Source organism: Kitasatospora sp. NPDC093550 (genome assembly GCF_044764985.1).
Classification (GTDB): domain Bacteria; phylum Actinomycetota; class Actinomycetes; order Streptomycetales; family Streptomycetaceae; genus Kitasatospora.
In genome coordinates this window covers 22110-43814 of the sequence record NZ_JBIWJF010000018.1, presented here as the reverse complement: position 1 = coordinate 43814, position 21705 = coordinate 22110, and the positions used below count along the sequence as shown (strand labels likewise).

21 protein-coding genes and 1 pseudogene are annotated in these 21705 nt (G+C 72.2%); 4 read left to right on the top strand and 18 right to left on the bottom strand.

Translation table 11 applies throughout. The annotated features are described in order from the left end of the window. Position 1: 1 nt before the first annotated feature. The 8 genes and pseudogenes from cydB to ACIRD3_RS26735 all read right to left on the bottom strand — a co-directional run. Positions 2 to 1054: a cytochrome d ubiquinol oxidase subunit II gene (gene cydB / locus ACIRD3_RS26770; protein ID WP_402221378.1), complete on the bottom strand. Its 1053-nt coding sequence runs from the start codon at positions 1052 to 1054 to the stop codon at positions 2 to 4. Positions 1055 to 1084: 30 nt separating this feature from the next. Next, positions 1085 to 2629, bottom strand: coding sequence for a cytochrome ubiquinol oxidase subunit I (locus ACIRD3_RS26765; protein ID WP_402221377.1), 1545 nt, complete (start codon positions 2627 to 2629; stop codon positions 1085 to 1087). Between the two features lie 372 nt (positions 2630 to 3001). Continuing rightward, a complete protein-coding gene (locus ACIRD3_RS26760; RefSeq protein WP_402221375.1) occupies positions 3002 to 4369 on the bottom strand; it encodes an oxygenase MpaB family protein in 1368 nt (455 codons plus the stop codon). Then, positions 4362 to 4943, bottom strand: a complete 582-nt coding sequence (locus ACIRD3_RS26755; RefSeq protein ID WP_402221373.1) for a Uma2 family endonuclease — start codon at positions 4941 to 4943, stop codon at positions 4362 to 4364. Before ACIRD3_RS26755 ends, ACIRD3_RS26760 begins: the two co-directional genes overlap by 8 nt. A 279-nt stretch (positions 4944 to 5222) precedes the next feature. Then, a complete protein-coding gene (locus tag ACIRD3_RS26750; protein WP_402221370.1) occupies positions 5223 to 6182 on the bottom strand; it encodes an LAETG motif-containing sortase-dependent surface protein in 960 nt (319 codons plus the stop codon). A 173-nt stretch (positions 6183 to 6355) separates the two neighbouring features. Beyond that, positions 6356 to 7864, bottom strand: a complete 1509-nt coding sequence (locus tag ACIRD3_RS26745; RefSeq protein ID WP_402221368.1) for a sensor histidine kinase — start codon at positions 7862 to 7864, stop codon at positions 6356 to 6358. A gap of 15 nt (positions 7865 to 7879) precedes the next feature. Further along, positions 7880 to 8707: a response regulator transcription factor gene (locus tag ACIRD3_RS26740; protein ID WP_402221365.1), complete on the bottom strand. Its 828-nt coding sequence runs from the start codon at positions 8705 to 8707 to the stop codon at positions 7880 to 7882. A 254-nt stretch (positions 8708 to 8961) separates the two neighbouring features. Further along, positions 8962 to 9588, bottom strand: a pseudogene (locus ACIRD3_RS26735) (sigma-70 family RNA polymerase sigma factor); the annotation flags it as partial. A gap of 171 nt (positions 9589 to 9759) precedes the next feature. On the opposite strand from ACIRD3_RS26735, the gene ACIRD3_RS26730 reads away from it, so the two are divergent. After that, positions 9760 to 10812: an LUD domain-containing protein gene (locus tag ACIRD3_RS26730; RefSeq protein ID WP_402221362.1), complete on the top strand. Its 1053-nt coding sequence runs from the start codon at positions 9760 to 9762 to the stop codon at positions 10810 to 10812. Positions 10813 to 10877: 65 nt separating this feature from the next. Here the strand turns inward: ACIRD3_RS26730 and ACIRD3_RS26725 are convergent, their stop codons facing one another. The 5 genes from ACIRD3_RS26725 to ACIRD3_RS26705 form a co-directional block, all read right to left on the bottom strand. Beyond that, complete coding sequence (locus ACIRD3_RS26725; RefSeq protein ID WP_402221359.1) at positions 10878 to 11291, bottom strand: hypothetical protein; 414 nt, start codon at positions 11289 to 11291, stop codon at positions 10878 to 10880. 106 nt (positions 11292 to 11397) lie between these two features. Beyond that, entirely contained in the window at positions 11398 to 11976 is a 579-nt protein-coding gene (locus tag ACIRD3_RS26720; protein WP_402221357.1) for a GNAT family N-acetyltransferase, read from the bottom strand. Between the two features lie 39 nt (positions 11977 to 12015). Beyond that, on the bottom strand, positions 12016 to 12579 hold the full coding sequence (locus tag ACIRD3_RS26715) for a hypothetical protein (protein WP_402221355.1): 564 nt from the start codon (positions 12577 to 12579) through the stop codon (positions 12016 to 12018). An 85-nt stretch (positions 12580 to 12664) separates the two neighbouring features. Then, positions 12665 to 12862, bottom strand: coding sequence for a DUF397 domain-containing protein (locus tag ACIRD3_RS26710; RefSeq protein WP_402221352.1), 198 nt, complete (start codon positions 12860 to 12862; stop codon positions 12665 to 12667). Further along, positions 12855 to 13721 (bottom strand): helix-turn-helix domain-containing protein, encoded by an 867-nt coding sequence (locus ACIRD3_RS26705; RefSeq protein ID WP_402221349.1) that lies wholly within the window; start codon positions 13719 to 13721, stop codon positions 12855 to 12857. The genes ACIRD3_RS26710 and ACIRD3_RS26705 overlap by 8 nt, the downstream gene beginning before the upstream one ends. A gap of 202 nt (positions 13722 to 13923) precedes the next feature. Between ACIRD3_RS26705 and ACIRD3_RS26700 the strand changes: the two genes are divergently transcribed. Then, positions 13924 to 14289 carry an ATP-binding protein gene (locus ACIRD3_RS26700; RefSeq protein ID WP_402221346.1) on the top strand — a complete coding sequence of 122 codons (366 nt, stop codon included), beginning with the start codon at positions 13924 to 13926 and terminating at the stop codon, positions 14287 to 14289. After that, a complete protein-coding gene (locus ACIRD3_RS26695) occupies positions 14286 to 14546 on the top strand; it encodes a hypothetical protein (RefSeq protein ID WP_402221343.1) in 261 nt (86 codons plus the stop codon). Before ACIRD3_RS26700 ends, ACIRD3_RS26695 begins: the two co-directional genes overlap by 4 nt. A 65-nt stretch (positions 14547 to 14611) precedes the next feature. Here the strand turns inward: ACIRD3_RS26695 and ACIRD3_RS26690 are convergent, their stop codons facing one another. The 5 genes from ACIRD3_RS26690 to hisC form a co-directional block, all read right to left on the bottom strand. Beyond that, the gene (locus tag ACIRD3_RS26690; protein ID WP_402221340.1) at positions 14612 to 15307 is read right to left on the bottom strand and encodes a hypothetical protein; all 696 of its coding nucleotides are present in this window, start codon (positions 15305 to 15307) and stop codon (positions 14612 to 14614) included. A 15-nt stretch (positions 15308 to 15322) separates the two neighbouring features. After that, a complete protein-coding gene (locus ACIRD3_RS26685) occupies positions 15323 to 16537 on the bottom strand; it encodes an ABC transporter permease (protein ID WP_402221337.1) in 1215 nt (404 codons plus the stop codon). Continuing rightward, positions 16534 to 17337, bottom strand: coding sequence for an ABC transporter ATP-binding protein (locus ACIRD3_RS26680; protein WP_402221334.1), 804 nt, complete (start codon positions 17335 to 17337; stop codon positions 16534 to 16536). The genes ACIRD3_RS26685 and ACIRD3_RS26680 overlap by 4 nt, the downstream gene beginning before the upstream one ends. A gap of 2 nt (positions 17338 to 17339) precedes the next feature. Then, entirely contained in the window at positions 17340 to 18761 is a 1422-nt protein-coding gene (locus ACIRD3_RS26675; RefSeq protein ID WP_402221331.1) for an efflux RND transporter periplasmic adaptor subunit, read from the bottom strand. Positions 18762 to 19097: 336 nt separating this feature from the next. After that, positions 19098 to 20177, bottom strand: a complete 1080-nt coding sequence (gene hisC, locus ACIRD3_RS26670; protein ID WP_402221328.1) for a histidinol-phosphate transaminase — start codon at positions 20175 to 20177, stop codon at positions 19098 to 19100. Positions 20178 to 20523: 346 nt separating this feature from the next. Between hisC and ACIRD3_RS26665 the strand changes: the two genes are divergently transcribed. Then, positions 20524 to 21681, top strand: a complete 1158-nt coding sequence (locus tag ACIRD3_RS26665; protein ID WP_402221326.1) for a LacI family DNA-binding transcriptional regulator — start codon at positions 20524 to 20526, stop codon at positions 21679 to 21681. Positions 21682 to 21705 lie beyond the last annotated feature (24 nt).

Sequence of the window (21705 nt, the reverse complement as noted above, 5' to 3'; positions counted from 1 at the left end):
GTCAGGCCCGGTCGGTGCGGCCGGCCGGCGCGCCGGGGTCGCCGGGCGCGGCGGGCGCGTGCCCGGGGATGTGCTGGACGCCGATCCGCTTGCGGAACACCCAGTACGTCCAGCCCTGGTACAGCAGCACCAGCGGGGTGAACACCGCCGCCACGACGGTCATCAGCTTCAGCGTGTACGGCGAGGAGGCCGCGTTGCCCACGGTCAGGCTCCAGCCGGCGTTCAGGGTGGACGGCATGACGTTCGGGAAGAGCGCCAGGAAGAGCGTCGCGACCGCGGCCGCGACGGTCACCCCGGAGAGGGCGAACGCCCAGCCCTCGCGGCCGCGCTGGTTGGCGGCCAGGGCGCCGAGCAGGGCGAGCACGGCGATCACCAGCGCGGCGAGGCTGCGGCCGTTGCCGCTGTCGTGCTGGGTCCAGATGAGGAAGAACAGCGCCAGCACGGCGGCGGCCAGCCCGGCCCGCAGGGCGGCCGCGCGGGCCCGCTCGCGGATCTCGCCGACCGTCTTGAGCGCGGCGAACACCGCGCCGTGGAAGGTGAACAGGGCGAGCGTCACCAGGCCGCCGAGCAGCGCGTACGGGTTCAGCAGGTCCCCGAGGCCGCCGACGTAGTTCTTCTGCGCGTCGATGTCCACGCCGCGCACGATGTCGGCGAAGACCACCCCCCAGAGGAAGGCCGGGAGGAGCGAGCTCCAGAAGATGGCCTCCTCCCAGTTCCGCTGCCAGCGGGCGCCGTCGCGCTTGGCCCGGTACTCGAAGGCCACGCCGCGCACGATCAGGCAGACCAGGATCACCAGCAGCGGGACGTAGAAGCCGCTGAAGAGCGTCGCGTACCAGTCCGGGAAGGCCGCGAAGGTGGCCCCGCCGGCGGTCAGCAGCCAGACCTCGTTGCCGTCCCAGACCGGGCCGATGGTGTTGATCAGCACCCGTCTCTCGGCGGTGTCGCGGGCCAGCCCCTTGGTCAGGACGCCGATCCCGAAGTCGAAGCCCTCCAGGAAGAAGTAGCCGATCCACAGGACCGCGATCAGCACGAACCAGACGTCGTGGAGTTGCATGTCAGATCCTCAGTTCCCCTGCGGTGTGCGTCAGTACGCGAAGGCGAGCGGCTTGTCGGCGTCCTCGTCCGAGGACGGCCCGCGCAGTGAGGGGTCCTCGGTGGGCGGCTGCTCGGTCACCACCGGGCCCGCCTTGGCGTACTTGACCAGCAGCCGGACCTCGATGACCGCGAGGATCGCGTACAGCGTGGTGAAGGTGGCCAGCGCCCCGATCTGGGTGCCGACGCCGACGTTGGGGGAGACCGCGCTGGCGGTGGTCATCAGACCGAAGACGGCCCAGGGCTGGCGGCCCATCTCGGTGAAGATCCAGCCGAAGCTGTTGGCGATCAGCGGGAAGCCCATGGTCAGGATCCCGATCCGCCAGCTCCACGCGGTCAGCAGCGGGCCGAGTTCGCGCCCGGGGGTGAGCATCAGCCGGGGCACTTCGGTCTCGCCGGTGCGGAACCCGGGGCGCAGGAAGAGCTTCTTCCGGGTGGTCCAGAGTCCGACCAGGCCGGCCAGGAAGGAGGTCATCCCGAAGCCGATCATGAGGCGGAAGCCCCAGTAGGTGACGAAGATGCTCGGGATGTAGTCCTTGGGGTCGCCGCCGTGCTGGGCGGCCTCGGCGGCGGCGGTGTCGTTGATGCCGGGGACGGAGGAGCTGAAGTCGCTGTGGGCGAGGAAGGACAGTATCCCGGGGACCTCCAGCTCGACCGAGTTGTGGCCCTTGCCGACGTCGCCGACCGCGAAGATCGAGAACGGCGCCGGCGCCTGGGTGTCCCACAGCGCCTCGGCGGCGGCCATCTTCATCGGCTGCTGCTCGAACATGACCTTGCCGAGTTCGTCGCCGCTGAGCGCGGTGCCGGCGCCGAAGACGACGGCGAGCACCAGGCCGAGCCGCAGCGAGGTCCGCATCGAGGCGGTCTTCCGGGGGTCGGCCGTCTCGGGCTTGCGCTTGGTCTTCCAGAGGTGGAAGGAGGAGATGCCGACCATGAACGCGGCGCCGGTGAGGAAGGCGGCGGTCAGGGTGTGGGCGACGACGGTGAGGGTGGTGTTCTGGAACAGCACCTCGGCGATGTCGGTCAGCCGGGCCTTGCCGGTGGCCGGGTCGATCGCGTAGCCGACCGGGTGCTGCATCCAGGAGTTGGCGGCCAGGATGAAGTACGCGGAGAGCACGGTGCCCAGCGCGACCATCCACATGCAGGCGCAGTGGATCTTCCTCGGCAGCTTGTCCCAGCCGAAGATCCACAGGCCGATGAAGGTGGACTCGAAGAAGAAGGCGATCAGCGCCTCCATCGCCAGCGGGGCCCCGAAGACGTCGCCGACGAAGCGGGAGTAGTCGGACCAGTTCATGCCGAACTGGAATTCCTGGACGATTCCGGTGACCACGCCCATCGCGATGTTGATGAGGAAGAGCTTTCCCCAGAACTTGGTCGCGTGGAAGTACTTCTCCTTGTTCGTCCGCACCCAGGCGGTCTCCAGCCCGGCCACCACGGCGGCCAGGCTGATCGTGAGCGGTACGAAGAGGAAGTGGTAGACGGTGGTGATGCCGAATTGCCACCGCGCGATGGTCTCGTGAGCGATTGCCAGTTCCACGTCGCCCTCTCTCCCAACCGGCCCGCACGTTCGGCGGGCGCATTCCGGACAAACTTCTTCTGTAGCCGCAGACCGTCGCCAAGCCGTGCAAGCTTGTCCGCTTGTGAACGTGAACACGTTCACAAGGGCCAGTATCCACCATCCTTACGGGGGAACAGCAGGTGGGGTGGGGCAGACGGACCTGTGCGGTGCGTCACGGTGTGCGGGGCGGTCCGCACAGTCTGCGGATCCGGCCCCGGCCGGGGCAACGAACGACCGGGCGCCCGCGGCCGCGCTCTTGGCCGAACCGGCGCTTGACAGGCCGACGCCCCGCTCGCGTCGGCGAGCGGGGCGTGCTGGCGAGCGGGGCGCGCCGGCGGCGGGGCGGCCCGATCAGGCGCGGCCGAGCAGCTGGGTGCCGCCGGTGGAACCGGCGCGGGCGGTGAAGAACTCGGTGAAGCCGTGCAGGAACTCCTCCCGGGTGATCCGCCCGTCCCCGTCCCCGTCCAGCTGACGGAACCCGTGCGACAGCTCGGCCGGGTGCACCCGCGGGCCGCCGAACACCGCGCGGTACTCGTCGAACTCCAGGAAGCCGCTGCCGTCGGTGTCGGCGGCGGTGAACACCGCCCGCAGCGCGGGCAGCAGCCCCTGCTCCAGGTAGGCGCCGTCCCGGTCGCAGCCCGCCACGGTCGCGGCCACGAACTCCTCCCGGCTGACCTTCCCGTCACCGTCGGCGTCCATCGCCGTGCGCAGCTGCTCCCACCAGCCCTCGAAGGCCCGGTGGACGCGGTCCTCGGCGTCCTCGTCCAGCTCCAGCTGCCAGCACACGTTGTGCGCCATCGCCCGCAGGTCGTGCGCGGTGATGAAGCCGTCGCCGGTCTGGTCGAGCACCTCGCGGAAGAAGCGGTCCAGCCGGGGCCCGCGGGTGTCGCGGCGCGGGCGGGGCAGCCGGCGCCCGGACGGGCCCGGCTCCTCCGGGGAGCGGTAGCGCAGCCGGTCCGGCAGCCGGCGCACCAGGGCCCCGGCGCCGCGGTGCAGCACCACCGACAGCAGCGCGCCGCGCCGGGTGGCCCTCAGTCCCAACCGCTCCCGCACCACCGGCGGCAGGTCCGCCACCGTCAGCTCGGCGATCACGGCCGCGGCGAGGCTCCGCACCACCCGCCAGCCGGCGTCCCCGAGGAACCACAGCCGCTGCGGCCGGGGTGCCTCCCGCACCAGGTCACCCATCAGGTAGCGCGCCGCCTCGGTGAACTCCAGCCGCTCCCGGGCGTACCGGGCGAAGTAGGCCGGCAGGTCCTTCACCGTGGCGGGGAGTTCGCCCTCCGGGAGGTCGAAGGCCGCCACCACCTCCTGGAACTCGGCGTAGGCCTCTTCCAGTTGGGCGGAGTCGTACGGGTCCCCGCCGAGCCGGCGCATGGCGACCACGCACTCGAAGAGGGTCAGCAGCACCCACGCTCTGGTGGCCGCGTCCCGGGCGTCGTACGCCTGCCCGTCCGGCCCCGTGCCGCGGATCCGCTTGTGCGCCCGCTCCAGCCGCGCGACCTCCCGCCGCAGCGCCTCGGCGTCCTGGTAGAACAGCCGGCGCCCGCTCCCCAGTGTGTGCTCCACCCGACGCCACGGGTGCGCCCGGTACGTCGAGTGCTCCGCCATCCCGGCCCCGACCACCGGATCCGCTCCCTGCAGCACCAGCAGCCGCCACGCCACCAGGACGATCCGCCACTCGGACAGGTCCCGCCTGAACGACGCCGAACGGTCAGTCACGGCGCTCGCCGGTGATCTCGGGGCCGATCACGAAGCCCTTGGCCGGGCCTTCGGGGATCACGGCTTCCTTGCCGTAGGGGATGCGGGCCGAGTACTCGTAGGCGCGGCGCTCACGGTCCGGCCCGGTGAGGATGGTCACGATGCCACCGTCATCGTGGTCGTCGATGATCACGTACACCGGAATGCCTGCGGCGGCGTAGGCGCGAAGCTTGAGGACATGGTCGCGCTTACGCGCCTCCGCACCGGGAGAGACGGTCTCGACGACCAGCGACACACCGGAAGCGAGTACCCCCACGCCCTCGGGATGCTCGATCTCATCGACATCGTCCGGTGCCACGAAGACATCCGGAATGAGTACCTTGAGGCCGGCGATGACGTTGCCGTCCTGCGCCGGCCCGTACCCGGTGCCCCTGAGATGGTCGTACAGAGCCTGCCCCAGCCGCCTGTTGACAGTGAAGTGACGAACTCCGCCGGTGGGTGACAACGTGATCGTCCCCTCGATGATCTCCGCGCGAAAGCCCTCGGGCACATCCATGGACTTCCACGCCTGCCACAGCAACTGGTCCAGGTTCACGACGGTCTCCTCGGCAACGAGCGCACACATTGAGACACCTTTTTCCCGTCCAGTCTGATCAGCCCGCGCGAGTCCGCACAAGCAACGGCTGCACGGTCGCACCCGACCCAGCGGCCGATCGGGTGAACGGGCTCCGGTTCACCCGATCGAGGAGTTATCGAGGAGTTTCGGGGCCGGAAACGCCGGAACCGCAGGACGGCCGGGGCCTGTCCTGCGGTTCCGGGTGGGTGCGGGTGGCGGTTCGCGGCCTCCTCCCGAGCGGGCGCGAACCGGGGTGGGTCAGCGGGTGGTGCGGGTGGCCGGCTTGCGGCGGGAGACGTGGAGGGCGGCGGCGCCGAGGCTGATGGCCAGGCCGGAGCCCAGGGCGAGGTAGGGGGTGGCCGGGTTGGAGCCGGTCTCGGCGAGCTCGGTGGACGAGCCGGTGGTGGCCCCGGTGGTGGTGGCCGCCTGCGAGGTGGTCGCGGTGGTCGAACCGGTCGTGGTGGCAGTCGTCGTGGTGGCCGTGGTCGAGGCCTTGGTGGTGTCCGAGGCCGGGGTCACGGTGGTCGGCTGCTGCACCGGCTGCGCGACGGGCTGCTGCACCGGCTTCTCCACCGGCTTCTCCACCGGCTGCTCGACCGGCTTCTCCACGGGCTTCTCCACCGGCTTCTCCGCCGCCGCCCTGGCCTCGGCCAGCGCCTTGTCCGCGGCGGCCTTGGCCGCGGCCGCGGCCTCGGTGGCGTCCTGGGCGGCGATGACCTTCTTCATCTCGGCGATCCGGTCGTCGTCCATCGCCCGCTGGGCCGCCTCGACCGCGGCCTTGGCCTCGGTCTCCGCGGTGTGGGAGGCGTTGGCGGCGTCGAAGGCCTTCAGCATCACCTCCCTGGCCTTGGCCAGGTCCTCCTCCTTGGCCCGGCCGTAGGCGGCGGCGGCTTCCCCGGCCGCCTTGTCCAGGGCCTCCCGGGTCGCGGTGGCCTTCGCCAGGGCGGCCTTGGCCTTCTCGTAGCCGGCGCGCAGCGCCTCCGGGAAGGTGTAGGCGTCGAACTTGGCCCTGAGCTCGGCCTCGTGGGCCTTCGCCTGCTCAAGGGCCTTGGCGGCGTCGGCGGCCGCCTTCTCCAACTCGGCGATCGAGCCGCTGCTGGTGTGGGCCCGGGCCGCCGGAGCCGACTCCGCGAAGGCCGGTGCCGCGGAGACCACGGCTGCGGGCGAGATCACGGCGGCGATGATGGCGGCCGAAACCAGGGAACGGCGGAGCTTCACGATGACCCCTTCCGGGTCGGTAGGAAAGCAGAAGCCTTGGTCCGGACAGGTCGTGCCGGCCAGGCAGAGCCGATCATAGGCAGACGCTTTCTTGACGCTCCATGCCGGTTTCCGGCAATGAGCGCGCCCCGGAATTTCCTGTTCGGCAACAGAATTGACGAGTCGACTTTTCCTCAGGAATCCCGGTCGCCGTGATCGGGAAGTTCGACCCGGAATGTCGCACCCTCGCCCGGGGCGGTCTCCAGGCTGAGGGTCCCGCCGTGCGCCCGGGTGAGGGCGGTGGCGATGGCGAGGCCGAGTCCGGCGCCGCCGCCGTTGTCCCGGCTGCGCGAGGCGTCGACCCGGAAGAAGCGGTCGAAGACCCGCTGGGCCTGCTCCTCGGTGAGTCCCGGGCCGGCGTCGGCGACCTCCAGCAGGCAGGTCCCGTCGGGCCGGACGCCCACGCCGATCCGCACCGGGGTGCCGGCCGGGGTGTGCTTGACCGCGTTGCCGACCAGGTTGGTCACCACCTGCCGCAGCCGCGCCTCGTCGCCGAGGACGGTCGCCGCGCCGGGCGCGCCGGTCCCGGCCGGGCCGGTGAGCGCGACCGGGCGGCTCGGGTCGAGTGCGGTGAGGTCGTGCAGGGCGTCGGCGGCGAGGGTGCGCAGGTCCATCGGGGCGAGGTCGAGCGGGCGTTCCTCGTCCAGCCGGGCGAGCACCAGCAGGTCCTCGACCAGGGCGCCCATCCGGTCGGCCTCGCTCTCGATCCGGGTCATGGTGCGCTTGACGTCCGCCTCGGTGGGCAGCGCGCCCATCCGGTACAGCTCGGCGAAGCCGCGGATCCCGGCCAGCGGGGTGCGCAGCTCGTGCGAGGCGTCCGCGACGAACCGCCGCATCCGGGCCTCGGATTCGGCGCGGGCCGCGAAGGCCGCCTCGATCTGGGTGAGCATCCCGTTGAGCGCGACCGACAGCCGGCCGACCTCGGTGCCCGGGGAGAGCTCGGGCATCCGGTGCGACAGCTCGCCGGCCGCGATCCGCGCGGCACCCTCCTCGATCCGTCGCAGCGGCCGCAGCCCGGCCCGTACCGCGAAGAAGCCGAGCCCGGCGATCAGCACCAGCACGGCGCCGCCGATGGCCAGGAAGGAGGTGCGCAGCTTGCCGAGGGTGGCGTCGATGTCCTCGCGGGAGACGGCGACCATGACGTGGGTCGGGGTGACGGGCGAGGCGAAGGCGCTGGGGCCGGGGGCCGGCCCGTGCGGCGTCTGGAGCGGCAGCACCAGCACCCGCCAGCGGTGGTGGCCGCGCTGGTCGGGCAGGTCGAAGGGGACGTCGGGGGCGGTCCGGGTCGGGTCCAGGCCGGCCAGCTGCGGCGCCGGGTCGCTGTCCGAGACGGGCTGGCGCATCACGGCCTGGACCTTGCCGTCCGAGGACAGGTACTCCACCAGGTACTGGCTGGGCAGGCTGATCCGCCGCCCGGTGACGCTGGGCCGGTTCGGGTCGGGCGTGGCCTGCCGGGCCGGCGGTTTGCGGGACAGCGGCGGCCCGTACCGCTGGAGTTGCTCGTCCAGCTGCTCCACCAGCTGGGCCCGGACGGTGCCGACGACGAAGGTGTCGCTGACCACGAGCCCGGTGGTGACCAGGGCGACGGCGAGCACCAGCAGCCGGGCGCGCAGCGACAGCCGGGACGAGAAGCGGGCGAACACGGGCGGCGGTGCCGGTCAGGCCTGCGGGGGGCGGCGCAGCGCGTAGCCGATGCCGCGCACGGTGTGGATCAGCTTGGGGCCGTGGGCCGGGCCGGAGTCGAGCTTGCGGCGCAGGTAGGAGATGTACGACTCGACGATGGAGAGGTCGCCGCCGAAGTCGTAGGCCCAGACGTGGTCGAGGATCTGCGCCTTGGAGACCACCCGGCCGACGTTGGCCATCAGGTAGTGCAGCAGCTTGAACTCGGTCGGGGAGAGCGAGACCGGGATGCCGCCGCGGGTGACCTCGTGGGCGACCGGGTCGAGGCTGAGGTCGGCGACGAGCAGTCGGCCGTCCTCGGCCGGCCCGCCGGCCCGGCGCAGGATGGCGCGGATCCGGGCGATCAGCTCCTCCAGGCTGAAGGGCTTGGTGACGTAGTCGTCGGCGCCCGCGGCGAGGCCCTGCACCTTGTCGCCGACGCCGTCCTTGGCGGTGAGGAAGAGCACCGGCAGGTGGTCACCGGGGTGCCCGTGGGCCGGCCCGGCTATCTGGCCGCGGTTGGTGCGCTCGCGCAGCTTCTCGACGACGGTGAAGCCGTCGAGGTCGGGGAGCATGACGTCGAGCACGACCAGGTCGGGCCGCTCGGCGGCGATCAGTTCGAGCGCCTCGGTGCCGCTGGCGGCGGAGGCGACCCGGAAGCCGGAGAAGCGCAGCGAGGCGGCGAGCAGTTCGCGGATGTTGGGCTCGTCGTCCACGACGAGCAGGAACGCCTCGCCCTGGCCCCCGGCCACCGTGGAGCCGCCTGGTGTGGTGACAGTGCCTTGCACGGGGGTTTCGCCTCCCGGTCGGACGATGACGTTCAGCATGAGGCTAGCCCCGGGAGGCTATGCGGCATGGATGAATGTTGGATTAACACCTTATCGGTCGGTTTTGCGACGACAAGCCCCTGGACGGGCGCTCGGTGGTGTGCGGATGGGCGTGGACACGCCCAGTGCGCCCCCGGGCCACCCTGCCCGCCCCCGCGCCGCGACCGGTATGACGTACCTCACTCCCGCGTGGCCGCGGTTCCCTCCGGCACGACCGGATCCGGGTGGGAAGGCGAGCCCGGCTCCGGACCCGGCTGCGAGTCCGTCGGCGCCACCGGGGCCTGCGCGGCGCGGATCCGCCGACGACCGGAGGCGGCCAGCTGCCGGCAGGCCGCGGGCGACTTCCCGACGATCGCGGCCACCTCCGCGAACGGGTACCGGAAGACGTCGTGGAGGACGAAGGCCACCCGCTCGGCCGGGGTCATGGAGTCCAGGACGACCAGGAAGGCCGAGCCGACCGACTCGTCCAGGGTGATCCGGTCCGCCGGATCCGCGGGATCCGCCGCGGTGGTGCCGGAGGTCGCGGAGGACGTCGCGCCGGACGTCGCGCCGGACGTCGCGGAGGACGTCCACTCCCGCCGCTCCGGCAGCGGCTCGGGGGTCCACTCGCCCACGTGGCGCTCCCGCCGCACCCGGGCCGAGGCGAGGACGTTCAGACAGATCCGGCTGGCGACCGTGGTCAGCCAGCCGCCGGGCGAGCCGATCGCCTCCCGCTCCCGCCGGGGCAGCGCGTACCAGCGGGCGTACGTCTCCTGCACCACGTCCTCGGCGTCGGCCGGCGAACCGAGCAGCCGGTACGCCAGGTCGGCCACCTGGCGCCGCTCGCCCATGATCGCGCCCAGGCCCGGATCGGGCCGCTCCACCGCTTCGTCCCCTCGCATCCCGCCCCGCCCCTTCGTCTCGTCGGCCCGCTCACTCTTCGACAGCGCGGCGCGCCGGATTGTGACGTCCCAGGGGTGTGACGTCCACCGCGCCGCCACCCGTTGCGTCCGCCGTGTCACATTCCGGCGCGCCGCGCGGTCCTTGCGGGCAGAGGGAAAACGGAGGACCCGATGAACGACTTCCAGGCGGTCGCCGACCGCGTCGAGATCCAGGCCCTGCAGTACGAGTTCACCGACGCCGTGATGATGCGCGACCGCGCCCGGCTCTCACGGCTGTTCACCCCGGACGGCGTGCTGCGGATGCCCGCCGTGCCGATCGAGCTGGTCGGCCCGGAGCAGATCCGCGTCGGCGGCGAGAAGCTGCAGGAGCAGTGGGACTTCTTCATCCAGACCACCCACCCGGGCAGCATCGAGATCGACGGCGACACCGCGACCGGCCGCGCCTCGATGCACGAACTGGCCCGCCTGAAGAACGGCACCGAGGGGCTCAACTACGCTGTCTACCACGACCGTTACCGCCGCACGGCGGACGGCTGGCGGTTCGCCGAGCGGGTCTACGAGGTCCGGTACCTCGACACCACCCCGCTGACCGGCGCGGCCCCCGGCCCCTCCCGCCTCCCCTTCACCGACCCGGCCCCGGCCGAGCGCCTGGAGCGGACGGCCGCCGCCCTGACCGCCAACGGCTTCACCGTCGAGGTCCTGGCCGACGCCGCCGCCGCGCGGGCCCGGATCGAGGAGCTGATCGGGGAGGGCGCGAGCGTCTTCACCAGCGCCAGCGAGACCCTCCGGCTCTCCGGCATCGACGAGGACGTCAACGCCGAGGACCGCTACCGGTCCGTCAAGTCGCGTGCCCTGGCGATGGACCGGGTCCTGGAGGCCCACGAGCTCCGCCGGCTGGTCGCCACCCCGGACGTCGTCATCGGCAGCGTCGCCGCCGTCACCGAGACCGGCACCCTCGTCGTCGCCTCCGCCAGCGGCAGCCAGCTCCCCGCCTACGCCGGCGGCGCCGCCCGGGCCATCTGGGTGGTCGGCGCCCAGAAGGTGGTCCCCGACCTGCCCACCGCCCTGCGCCGCGTGGAGGAGCACGCCCTCCCCCTGGAAACCACCCGCGCCCGGGCCGCCTACGGGCAGCCCAGCGCGGTCAACCAGCTGCTGGTCCTCAACGCCCCGGCCCGGATGACCCCGGGCACCGTCCTCCTCCTGCGCGAGGCCATCGGGTACTGAGGACACGGAAGTGCGTGGGAAGTCGGCCGGGCCGACTTCCCACGCCCGCCCCGGTGCCGCGGTTCTCACCCCTGGATCGAAGGGAAGGCGGCCTTCAGCGGCCCGGTGCGGGTGAGGACGGCGACGGCGACCAGGGCGAGGGCGGAGAGGCCCTGCAGGACGGCGTACCAGGCGGGGCAGAGGCCGGGGACCAGATCGACGCCGATGATGGCGATCGGCATGATCGTGGCCAGGGTGCGGACGCGGTCGAAGGCCTTGTGGTCGCCGGCGGCGGCGCGGGCCGCCATCCGGTGGACCAGCGGGGCGATCCCGAGGAGGAGCGCGCCGCGGATCCACATGAACGGCGTCGCCTCGTGGCCGGTGGAGGCCATCACGGCGACGGTGCCGAGGACGACGGCGCTGACGGCGCCGAAGAGCGCGAGGTACTTCCGCACCGTGGTGAACGTGCGCTGAACGGTCTGGACGGTCGCGGTCGCCATGGTTCTGTTCCCTCCGTGTCGTGGTGGGAACGACGCTACGGAGCGCGCGGCGGGCGCCATACGGGTCTGGCCCCACGGCCGGGTGGGGCCGGACCCACTCCCCGCGTCACCGGGAGCGCCGCCGCTCCCAGTCCTCCTTGAGCAGCTCGTACTCGACCTCGCCGTGCTCGGAGCCCGGGATGGCCTCCGGCCAGTCACCGGAGAAGTTCCGCAGGAACGTCAGGCCCGACTTCTCCATCACCCGCCGGGAGCGGGTGTTCACCGCCATGGTGTTCGCCGTGACACGCTCCGCGCCCAGGTCGGTGAACGCCTTGTCGATGAGGGCCAGCGAGCCCTCCGTGGCGTACCCCTTGCCCCAGGCCGCCCGGTTCAACCGGTAGCCCAGTTCGACCACCGCGGGGTCGTGGTCGGAGAGCGGGCGCAGTTCGAACCAGCCGAGGAAGGTGCCGGCGGCCTGCTCCTCGGCGGCCCACCAGCCGCGGGTCCCGGTGCACGGGTGGTCGTGCAGGAGGCGGGGGAGGATCCGGGTCCGGATCGCGTCGAGGTCGGCCGGCTTGCCGCCGTTGATGAAGCGCGTGACCTCGGGGTCGTCGTCCAGCGCGTACAGGTGGTCGGCGTCGGCCTCGGTGAAGGGACGCAGCACCAGGCGTTCGGTCCGCAGGAAGGGCGGCGGGAAGGATGGCATGCCGCGATCCTCGCCACGCACGGCCGGGCCCGCCATCGATTATCCGGCCCCGCCCGGATCAACCGGCTGACCCTTGACGGCCGCCCGCCCGGCCCACAGCACCGACCCGAGCAGCAGCGCGCCGGGGGCGACCCCGGCGACCACCGCGATCACGGCAGCCGAGGCACCGCACGCGGCCAGCACCAACCCGCCCACGCCACACGCCGCCATCGTCCCGGCGAGCACGTGGAGATCGGGCCGCTTCCAGACGACGGCGAGCCCGAAGAAGTGCACACCCACCACGAAGGTGATCCAGGCGACCGTCCCGGTGTGGAGCACCTTGTTGATCAGCATCAGGCCCGCCAGCAGCCCGACCGCCTCGGCGGCCACGACGTACCAGTACCCCCGCCCGAAGCCCACTCCGCCCGACGCGGTGGCGTCGGAGTCGCCCGCCGGAGCGGGGACGGCGGCACGACGGCCCGCGAACACGATCCGCAGGAACGCGAGGATGGCGAGCACCCGCAACGGGATGGCCGCGGGCGTCGGCAACGCCCCGGCGTTCGCCTGCACGAAGACGAACCCGAAACTGCCACCGATGAGCCGGCCGATCTGGTCTTTTCTCATGATCGTCAGATCTACAGCATGAAGATCATCCAGAAAAGCCCGTACCCCCTCGCCGCGAGCGGCGGGGGGCACGGGAGCGCTGCGGTCAGGCGGTGGTCAGGTGGTCGAACTCACCGGCCTTCGCGCCCCGGAGGAAGGCGGCGAACCTGGGAACGGAGGTCCGGACGATCACGTCGCCCTCGTCGGACTCACGGACCTCGATCACCCCGTCGACGGCACGCACCTCGACACATTCGGAGTTCGCAGCCGAGTAACTCGACTTCTGCCAGGTGGACTTAGGCATTATTGCTTTCCATATCACTCTTGATGGATTGGATGAAATCCCGGGACTCCTCCGCCGAGAGCGCCGCCGAATCGATTCGCTCAAGCAGGGAGCGAAACTGGGCGATATGGGCCGGCGCATCGAAGAGCACGCTGTCGAGACCTGAATCCATCTGCGCTGTGTCCAGCTCAGGAACCGGTCCTTCGACGTACGTGAAGTTCTCATGGTTGATCGGGAGCGCATCCACGGTGAACGGCACGACTCGGATCGAGATGGTCGACCGCTCGGAGTCCTCGATGAGACTACCGAGCTGATCGGCTTGAACTCCAGGGCCGCTGAACTGCATGCGCAGAGCCGCCTCATGGATGTACGCGGAGTACGGAGTCTCGCCGGACCGGACCACCTGCTGCCGCCGCATTCGGAAGGCCGTCCTCAGATCGACCTCGTGCGGGGGAAGGAGCGGGTAACCCCGGGCGAACACCGCAGAGGCGTAAGCGTTGGTCTGCAGCAGTCCAGGAATGAACGCCATGGTGTAGGTCGAGAGTCCGTGGGCGCGCCCCTCCATCTCGGCCATTTCCAGGAAGTGTTGTGAGAGGCGCCCTCGGTATTCCTCCCACCAGCCGCCCTTGTCGCGATCCGTGATGATCTCCGCGAGTGCGTCGATCAGCGGCTCGTTGACGCACATGCACAGCGCCGCGATCGTGCGCAGGCGTTCGACACTGATGCCGGTCCTGCCGCTCTCCATCTGGGTCACATGGGCGGGGTTGATGCCCAGCGAACGGGCGAGTTGGCTGCCGCCGAGGCCGGCCTGCTCGCGCATCCTGCGCAGCTCGGCACCCAACCGCAGCTGGCGGAGAGTTGGGTTCGATCGAAGAGCCATGGGGACCAGTCTGCCTCAGTGTGGCGACCACGTTCGGGGGAACTTCTCGCAGTCCGCCACAAATCTGTGGCGAGCCGCGCTATGGTCACTCCCAGATGGATCCTACGGTCCGTCAGCACATTTCCCGTTCCCGGCAGTAGGCCCCTTCCGCCTTCCCGCCGAACGGCTCCCCCTCCCACACCACAGCCTCGCGGAGGTCCCCGTGTGCACCCCTGACGCCACCCCCTCGCTCATCCTCAGCCGGCAGGCCCTCCGGGAGGCCCTGGTCCGGTGCGACTGGGACCCGGAGGCCATCTTCAACGCCGAACTCGCCCTCGCCGAACTGGTCGTCAACGCCTGGCGGCACGCGGGCACGGCCTCGCCCGTCGTCCACTTCTCGCTCCTCCACCGCACCCTCCGGGTCTGCGTCTCCGACGGGAGCGACGCGCTGCCGCAGGAGCGGGCGCCCGGCCTCACCGCCGAGTCCGGCCGCGGGCTGCGTCTGGTCTCCGGCCTCACCCACCGGTGGGGCGTCGACCCGCAGAAGCACGGCAAGACGGTCTGGTACGAGCTGGATTCCGTCGCGTGATCCGCGAACCCGTCCAGCCGGACGACCCGCGGATGCTCGACTACTCCGCGCCGCAGATCACCGCGCTGCTCGGCGAGTTGCACCGGCGGGGCCTGCCGTACGGGCTGCTCTGGGGTTCCGCCTCGGCCGGGGAGGACACCCTCGACGGGCGCCTGCTGGTCGACTTCGGCAACGCGCCGGTGAGCACGCTGCTCAACCTCCTCCACCTGCTGCGCGACCTGGACCGGAACGAGGTGTGGGAGCGGCACCCGCGATGAGCACGCGCGAAGGCCCCCACCCCTTTCCAGGGGCGAGGGCCTCGCGGTCGTCCGGCGCGTCCGGGTCAGCCGCCGGACGGGTTCCGGTTGCCGCCACCACCGCCGAAGCCTCCGCCGCCGAAACCTCCGGCGGCGTTGCCTTCGACGAGCTGGTTGGCGTCGTAGCCACCGTTGGCGTCGGGGGTGCCGACGACGGTCACGCTCTGGCCGGGCTGCAGGTCGGAGACCTTGCCCTCCTTGTTGAGCTGGACCTTCGTCGCGTCGCCGGTGGTGACCTTCACGGTGTTGCCATTGGAGTCTGTCAGGTACACGACGTTTCCGTCCACGGCTTTCACGGTGCCCCGGGCGAAGCCGGGCTGTCCGCCCTGCCCCTGCCCGCCCTGACCGGCACCCGGCCCCGCACCCGGCCCGGCGCCCTGGCCCCCACGGCGGCCACTCTGCCCGGCCCCCGCGCCCTGGCCGTAGCCCCCGCCCTGACCGTACCCGCCGGCCCCCCGCTGCTGCCCGGCGGAGGCCCCCGCCGCGACCGGCCGGGACGACTTCCCGCCCGAGGACGACCCGTTGTCCTTCTGGTACCAGACCCCGCCCGCGAACGCCGTCGTCGCGACCACCCCGCCGGCCAGCACCAGGCTGAGCCAGGGCAGCTTCCGCCGGGGCGGCGCGGCCAGTTCGGCGCTCACGTCGCGGGCGTCCGGCGGGGTGGAGAGCAGGGCGACCTGCTCGGCCGGGGTGCCGCTGACCGTGGCGATCTCTTTGCTCATGGTGTGGAGGAGTCCCTATTCGTGCCGGAGGGCGTCGATCGGCCGCAGCGAGGCGGCCCGGTTGGCGGGGTAGCTGCCGAAGAACAGCCCGATGGCGACGGCGATGCCGAACGCGCCGAGCACCGACTCGGGGATCACCACCGGCTTGATGCCGACGATGCTGAAGTGCGAGCCGACCATCCCGGCCGCGACTCCCAGGCCCGCGCCGATCACCGACAGCAGCGTCGACTCGGTCAGGAACTGCCCGAGGATGACCGCCCGCGGCGCGCCGAGCGCCTTGCGGATGCCGATCTCGCGGGTCCGCTCGGTGACCGTCACCAGCATGATGTTGGTGATCCCGATCCCGCCGACCAGCAGCGAGATCGCGGCGACCGCGCCGAGCAGCACCGTGAAGGTCTTGGTGGTGCTCTCCCGCGCCGTGAGCAGCGAGGCCTGGTTGGTGATCCGGAAGTCGGCCTTGGCCGGGTCGGCGATCGCGTGCGCCGCGAGCAGCACCCGGGTGATCTCCGACTGGGCCGCCGTCGTGCTGTCCGCCGAGGCGGCCTGCACCAGGATCTGGTTGACCGCGCCGAAGCCGGTGAACGCGTTCTGCACCGTCGGCAGCGGGGCGATCACCACGTCGTCCGGGTCGGTGAACCCGCTGCCGCCCTTGGCCTGCAGCACGCCGACCACGGTGAACGGCGTGCCGCCGAGGACGATCCGCTTGCCGACCGGGTCCTCGGTGTCGAACAGCTGCTTCGCCGTGGTGGCGCCGAGCACCGCGACCTTGCGCGAGCCGAGCACGTCGTCGTCGGTGAAGTACTCGCCCTTCGTGACCTTCTGGTTGGCGGTCTCGAAGTACGCCGGGTAGGTGCCCACGATCGAGCCCGGGCTGTACGAGATGTTCCCGTACAGAGCCGTCCCGCTGGTGGTGACGACGGGGGCCACCGACTTGATCGCGGCGGAGGCGTCGGCGTCGGTCGCCAGCGCCCTGGCGTCCGCCACCGTCAGCTTCTTCACCGAGGAGGCGGCCCGCGCCCCGCCGGCCGCCGAACCGGAGCTGACGGTGAGCGCGTTGGTGCCGAGCGAGGTGATCGACTCCTTGACCGCGACCGACGAGCCGTTGCCGACCGCCAGCAGCAGGATGACCGAGGCGACGCCGATCAGCACGCCGAGCATGGTGAGCGCGGAGCGCACCTTGTTGGCGGCCAGGCCGCCGACCGCGAAGCGGAGCGTCTGCCAGAGGATCACGCCGACACCCCCAGCGCGCCGAGGGCGGGCGGCGGCCCGTCCACCGGGGCCTGCCGGACGTCGCTCACGATCTGCCCGTCGACCAGCCGCAGCACCCGCTTGGCGTGCGCCGCGACCTCGTCCTCGTGGGTGATCAGCACGACGGTGCGGCCGGTGGCGTTGAGCCCGTCGATCAGGGCCAGCACCTCCTCGGTGGAGCGGCTGTCCAGGTTCCCGGTGGGTTCGTCGGCGAGCAGCATCGCGGGCGCGGTGACCAGCGCCCGCGCCACCGCGACGCGCTGCTGCTGACCGCCGGACAGCTCGTTGGGCTTGTGACCGGCCCGCTCGCCGAGGCCGACCAGGGACAGCGCGGCCAGCGCCCGGCGCCGCCGTTCCGCCGCCCGGACGCCCGCGTAGGCGAGCGGCAGCTCGACCTGGGCGAGGGCGGTGGTGCGCGGGATCAGGTTGAAGGACTGGAAGACGAAGCCGATCTTGCGGTTGCGCACCAGGGAGAGCTGCTGCTCGTCCAGGTGGCCGACGTCGACGCCGTCCAGCAGGTAGCGGCCGGAGGTCGGGACGTCGAGGCAGCCGAGGATGTTCATCAGGGTGGACTTGCCGGAGCCCGAGCTGCCCATCACGGCGACGAAGTCGCCCTGCTCGATGTCCAGGCTGACGCCCTGGGGCTCGCCGGTCTCCGGATCCGAGGGGCCGCGCAGCGCGTGGACGGTGGCGTCGCCGTGCCCGTACGCCTTGGTGAGCCGGCGGATCCGGATCACCGGCACGGGCGCCGCGGGGACGCGCTTGTCGATGACGTGACGCACGATCAGCCCCTGCCGCCGCGGCCGGCGCCGCCGCCACCGGTGCCGCCACCGCCGCCCGGGAAGACCGCACCGCCGCCGTTGCCGCCCGCGCCCCGGCCGCCGCCGCCCGCGCCCGGGAAGGAGCCGTTCGGGAAGCCGTTGGTGCCGCTGGTGGTGGGGAGTTCGACCTTGTCGCCCTCCTGCAGGCCGGAGACGACCTGCACCGTGCTGTCACCCTCGACGCCGACGCCGACGGTGACCCGCTCGGTGGCGCCGTTCTCGTGCACCACGGTCGCGGTGCGGGAGGTGCCGGTGCCCGACAGGGCGGAGGCGGGCAGCGAGAGCGCGTTGTCGGCCTCGCCGGTGATCACCTGGACGGTGGCGCTGAGGCCGGTGCGCAGCGTGCTGGTGTCACCGGTCAGCTGCAGGGTGGCCGCGTACTGGACGGCGGAGGAGCCGGCCGCGCCGCCGGAACCGCTACTGACGGGCAGCGAACTGACCGACAGGACGGTCGCGTTGAGCTTGGTGTCGGACTGCGCGTTCAGCGTGACGGTGGCCGCCTCGCCCTTCTTCAGCTTCAGCGAGTCGAGCTCGGAGAAGTTCGCGGTGACCTGCATCCCGGTCGGGTTGGTGAGCACGATGAAGCCGCTCGGGGCGGCCGAACCCGTGCCGGCCCCGGTCGACTTGGCGGAGCCGCCGCCGGTGGACCCGGAGGCGGTCGCGCCGACCGTGTCGCCGACCTTGTTGGCGATCGAGGCGACGGTGCCGTCCGTCGAGGCGGTCAGCGTCGTGCCGGCCAGCGCCGCCTGGGCGTTGGCGAGGTTGGTCTGCGCGGTGGCGACCTGCTGCTGGGCCTGGGCCACGGCCGCGTCGTCGACCTTGGTGGTGGTGATGGTGGTGGTCTGCGGGGCGGGCGTACTGCTCCCGCCCGCCCCGCGTCCGCCACCGCCGCCACCGGCCGCGGACCCGCCGCCGGTCGCGCCGCCGGACCCGGTCCCGCCGCCGGACCCCCCGGTCGTCGGTGCCGGGAGCGGCTCGGTGGTCGTCGTGGTGACCCCGGCCTCCGCCTTGGTGAGGTTGGCGTTGGCCGTGGTGAGGGCCACCCTGGCCGCGTCCACCTGCTGCTGGGCCGCCGTGGTGTCGACGGTGGCGAGCACCTGGCCCTTCTTGACGGCGTCCCCGACCGCGACCTTGACCGCGGTGAGCTTGCCCCCGGTGGTGAAGTCCTGGGCCGCGTCCGTGGGAGACACCAGGGTGCCGGTTCCGGACACGGTGGCCAGGACGGTGCCCTTGGCGACCGTCGCGGTCCGCGCCGCGGGCTTGGCCGAGGCCGGGCCGGAGCTGCCGCTGACGGTGGTGTACACCAGGGCCGCACCGCCCAGCAGGGCCACACCCAGCGCGGAGTTGAGGAGGACGGCACCGCGCCGCCGTGGGAGCACCTTCATGCCGGACAGCTTCGCGGGGCGCTCTTGCGGCGCCCTGGGCGCGCGCTGGGAGAAGACTGACCGGGCGGATCCGGGCATGACGGGCGGAACAGCCGCTCAGCGCGGCCCGCTTGGGTGCTCCGTGACCCGCCGTTGGCCGAACTCCCAGCGGGCTCCCAGCGATCCACAGCCATCCGGGAGCTGGCCGGGAACGCACCGGGACACTCCGGTGACGCGCCGGTGACGCGTCGGCGACGGCAGCGGGCACGACAGGCCGGACAGCAGTACGGGCGGCTGCGGGAACGCCGCAGGGGCGCACCGGGAACCCGGCACGCCCCTGCGCCGCCGCAACGGACCTCAGAGCGACTTGCGGAACGCCTCCGCCACCGACAGGAAGATCGAGTTGCCCTCGGCCTCCCCGATCGACACCCGCACGCCCTCCGGGAACGGCCGCACCATCACGCCGGCCGCGGCACAGGCGGCCGCGAACTCCTGCGAGCGCTCGCCGAGCCCCAGCCAGACGAAGTTGGCCTGCGAGTCCGGGATCTCCCAGCCCTGGGCGCGCAGCCCGGTCACCACCCGGGTGCGCTCCTCGACCAGCGCCTCCACCCGCTCCATCAGCGCCTCCTCGGCGCGCAGCGAGGCGACGGCGGCGTTCTGGGCGAGCTGGTTCACGCCGAACGGGACGGCGGTCTTGCGCAGCGCGTTCGCGACCGGCTCGTGCGCGATCGCGAAGCCGACCCGCATGCCCGCCAGGCCGTACGCCTTGGAGAAGGTGCGCAGCACGCAGACGTTCGGGCGGTCGCGGTAGAGGTCGATGCCGTTGGGCACCTCGGGGTCGCGGATGAACTCGATGTACGCCTCGTCCACGACGACCAGGACGTCGCCGGGGACGGCGTCCAGGAAGCGCTCCAGCTCGGCGCGGTGGATCACGTTGCCGGTGGGGTTGTTGGGGTTGCAGACGAAGATCAGCCGGGTGTTCGGGGTGATCGCGGCGAGCATCGCGTCCAGGTCGTGGTCGCCGCCCGCGGTGAGCGGCACCGGGACGGGCGTGGCGCCGGCGACCTGGGTGATGATCGGGTAGGCCTCGAAGGAGCGCCAGGCGAAGATCACCTCGTCGCCCGGACCGGCCGTGGCGAGCACCAGCGACTGGGCGACGCCGACCGAGCCGGTGCCGGTGGAGATGTGCTCGGCGGGCACGCCGAAGCGCTCGGCCAGCACCGCGGTCAGCTCGGTGACGCCCATGTCGGGGTAGCGGTTGAGCGAGCCGGCGGCCTTGACGGCGGCCTCCAGCACGCCGGGCAGCGGCTCGTACGGGTTCTCGTTCGAGGACAGCTTGTAGGCGTCGGCGCCGGCCGGCTTGCCGGGCTTGTAGGTGGGGATGCCGTCCAGGGTCGGCCGCAGGCGCGGGCCCTGCGCTGACGTACCACTGCTCACGGTCGTACTCCGTTTCCAGAAGTTGCACAACTGTCCGGTGCGCCGACCCGCCACGGACGGGTTCGCCCTCCGTGCCCGGGATCTCCTGACGCGCCCGGACCACCCCGGTCGGGTGCCTTGCACGATACCGACCGCCCTCACCCGTAGGAGTGAGATGCCCGGACGGCTTACCGGCTCAGATCAGCCATTCTGCCGGGTTCCTTTGGCACATGTCAGAGGTAAGAGGCCTGGTTTCAGACGGGTATCGAAGGGGCGCACCCCGGCTCACTCTTGGAGAAACGTATCTCCGAAGGCTCCCGATGCGCCGGTCACAGACCCTTGTCAGGAGCCATACGATCGGTCCGCCATGACAGCAGCAGCCAACCAGAGCGGTCGGCGTCCCACCACCTCACGGCGTCTGGAGCGGGCCGGCATCCGGGATGTGGCGGCAGCCGCCGGAGTGTCGATCACCACCGTCTCCGACGCGCTGAACGGTAAGGGCCGCCTGCCCGACGAGACCCGCAGCCGGGTGCGCGAAGTCGCCGAGCGCCTCGGCTACCGCCCCTCGGCGGCGGCCCGCACCCTGCGCACCGGACGGTCCGGCCTGATCGGGCTGACCGTCACGACCTACGGCGAAGAACCCTTCACCTTCACCGAGTTCGCGTACTTCGCCGAGATGGCCCGGGCCGCCACCAGCGCGGCCCTCGGCCGCGGCTACGCGCTGGTGGTGCTGCCCGCCTCCTCGCGCCACGACGTCTGGGGCAACATCGCCCTGGACGGCACCGTGGTGATCGACCCGCCCGACCAGGACCCGCTGGTCAGTGAGCTGTACCGGTCCGGCGTGCCGGTGGTCAGCGACGGCAAGCCGGGCAACTGCCCGGTCACCGCCTGGGTCGACAACGACCACGAGGCCGCCGTGCTCGGCATCCTCGACCACCTCTCCGAAGCCGGCGCCCGCCGGATCGGCCTGCTCACCGGCACCAGCACCGACACCTACACCCGGCTCTCCACCGAGGCCTACCTCGCCTGGTGCGCCAAGGTCGGGCAGGAGCCGGTGTACGAGGCCTACCCGGCGCACGACCCGGCCGCCGGCGCCGTCGCCGCCGACCGGCTGCTCGCCCGCCCCGACCGGCCGGACGCCGTCTACGGACTGTTCGACCCCAACGGGACCGACCTGCTCGCCGCCGCCCGCCGGTACGGCCTGCGGGTGCCGGACGACCTGCTGCTGGTCACCTGCAGCGAGAGCGACGTCTACGCGACCACCGAACCGCCCATCACCACCCTCTCGCTCAAGCCGCGCAAGATCGGCACCACCGTGGTCAACCTGCTCATCGACGCCATCGAGGGCGTGGACTCCGGCACGGGCGTCGACATCGCCCGGCTGTTCCCGCCGAGGTTCCGCACCGCCGGCAACGGACCGCCGCCGGGCACCCTGATGCCGACCGAACTGATCGTCCGCGCGTCCTCCCAGCGCCGGAGCCCGCGCACCACCGTCAGCCCGCCCCGCCCCCCGGGCGAGGTCTAGACCCCGCACGCCGCCCGGCGCCGG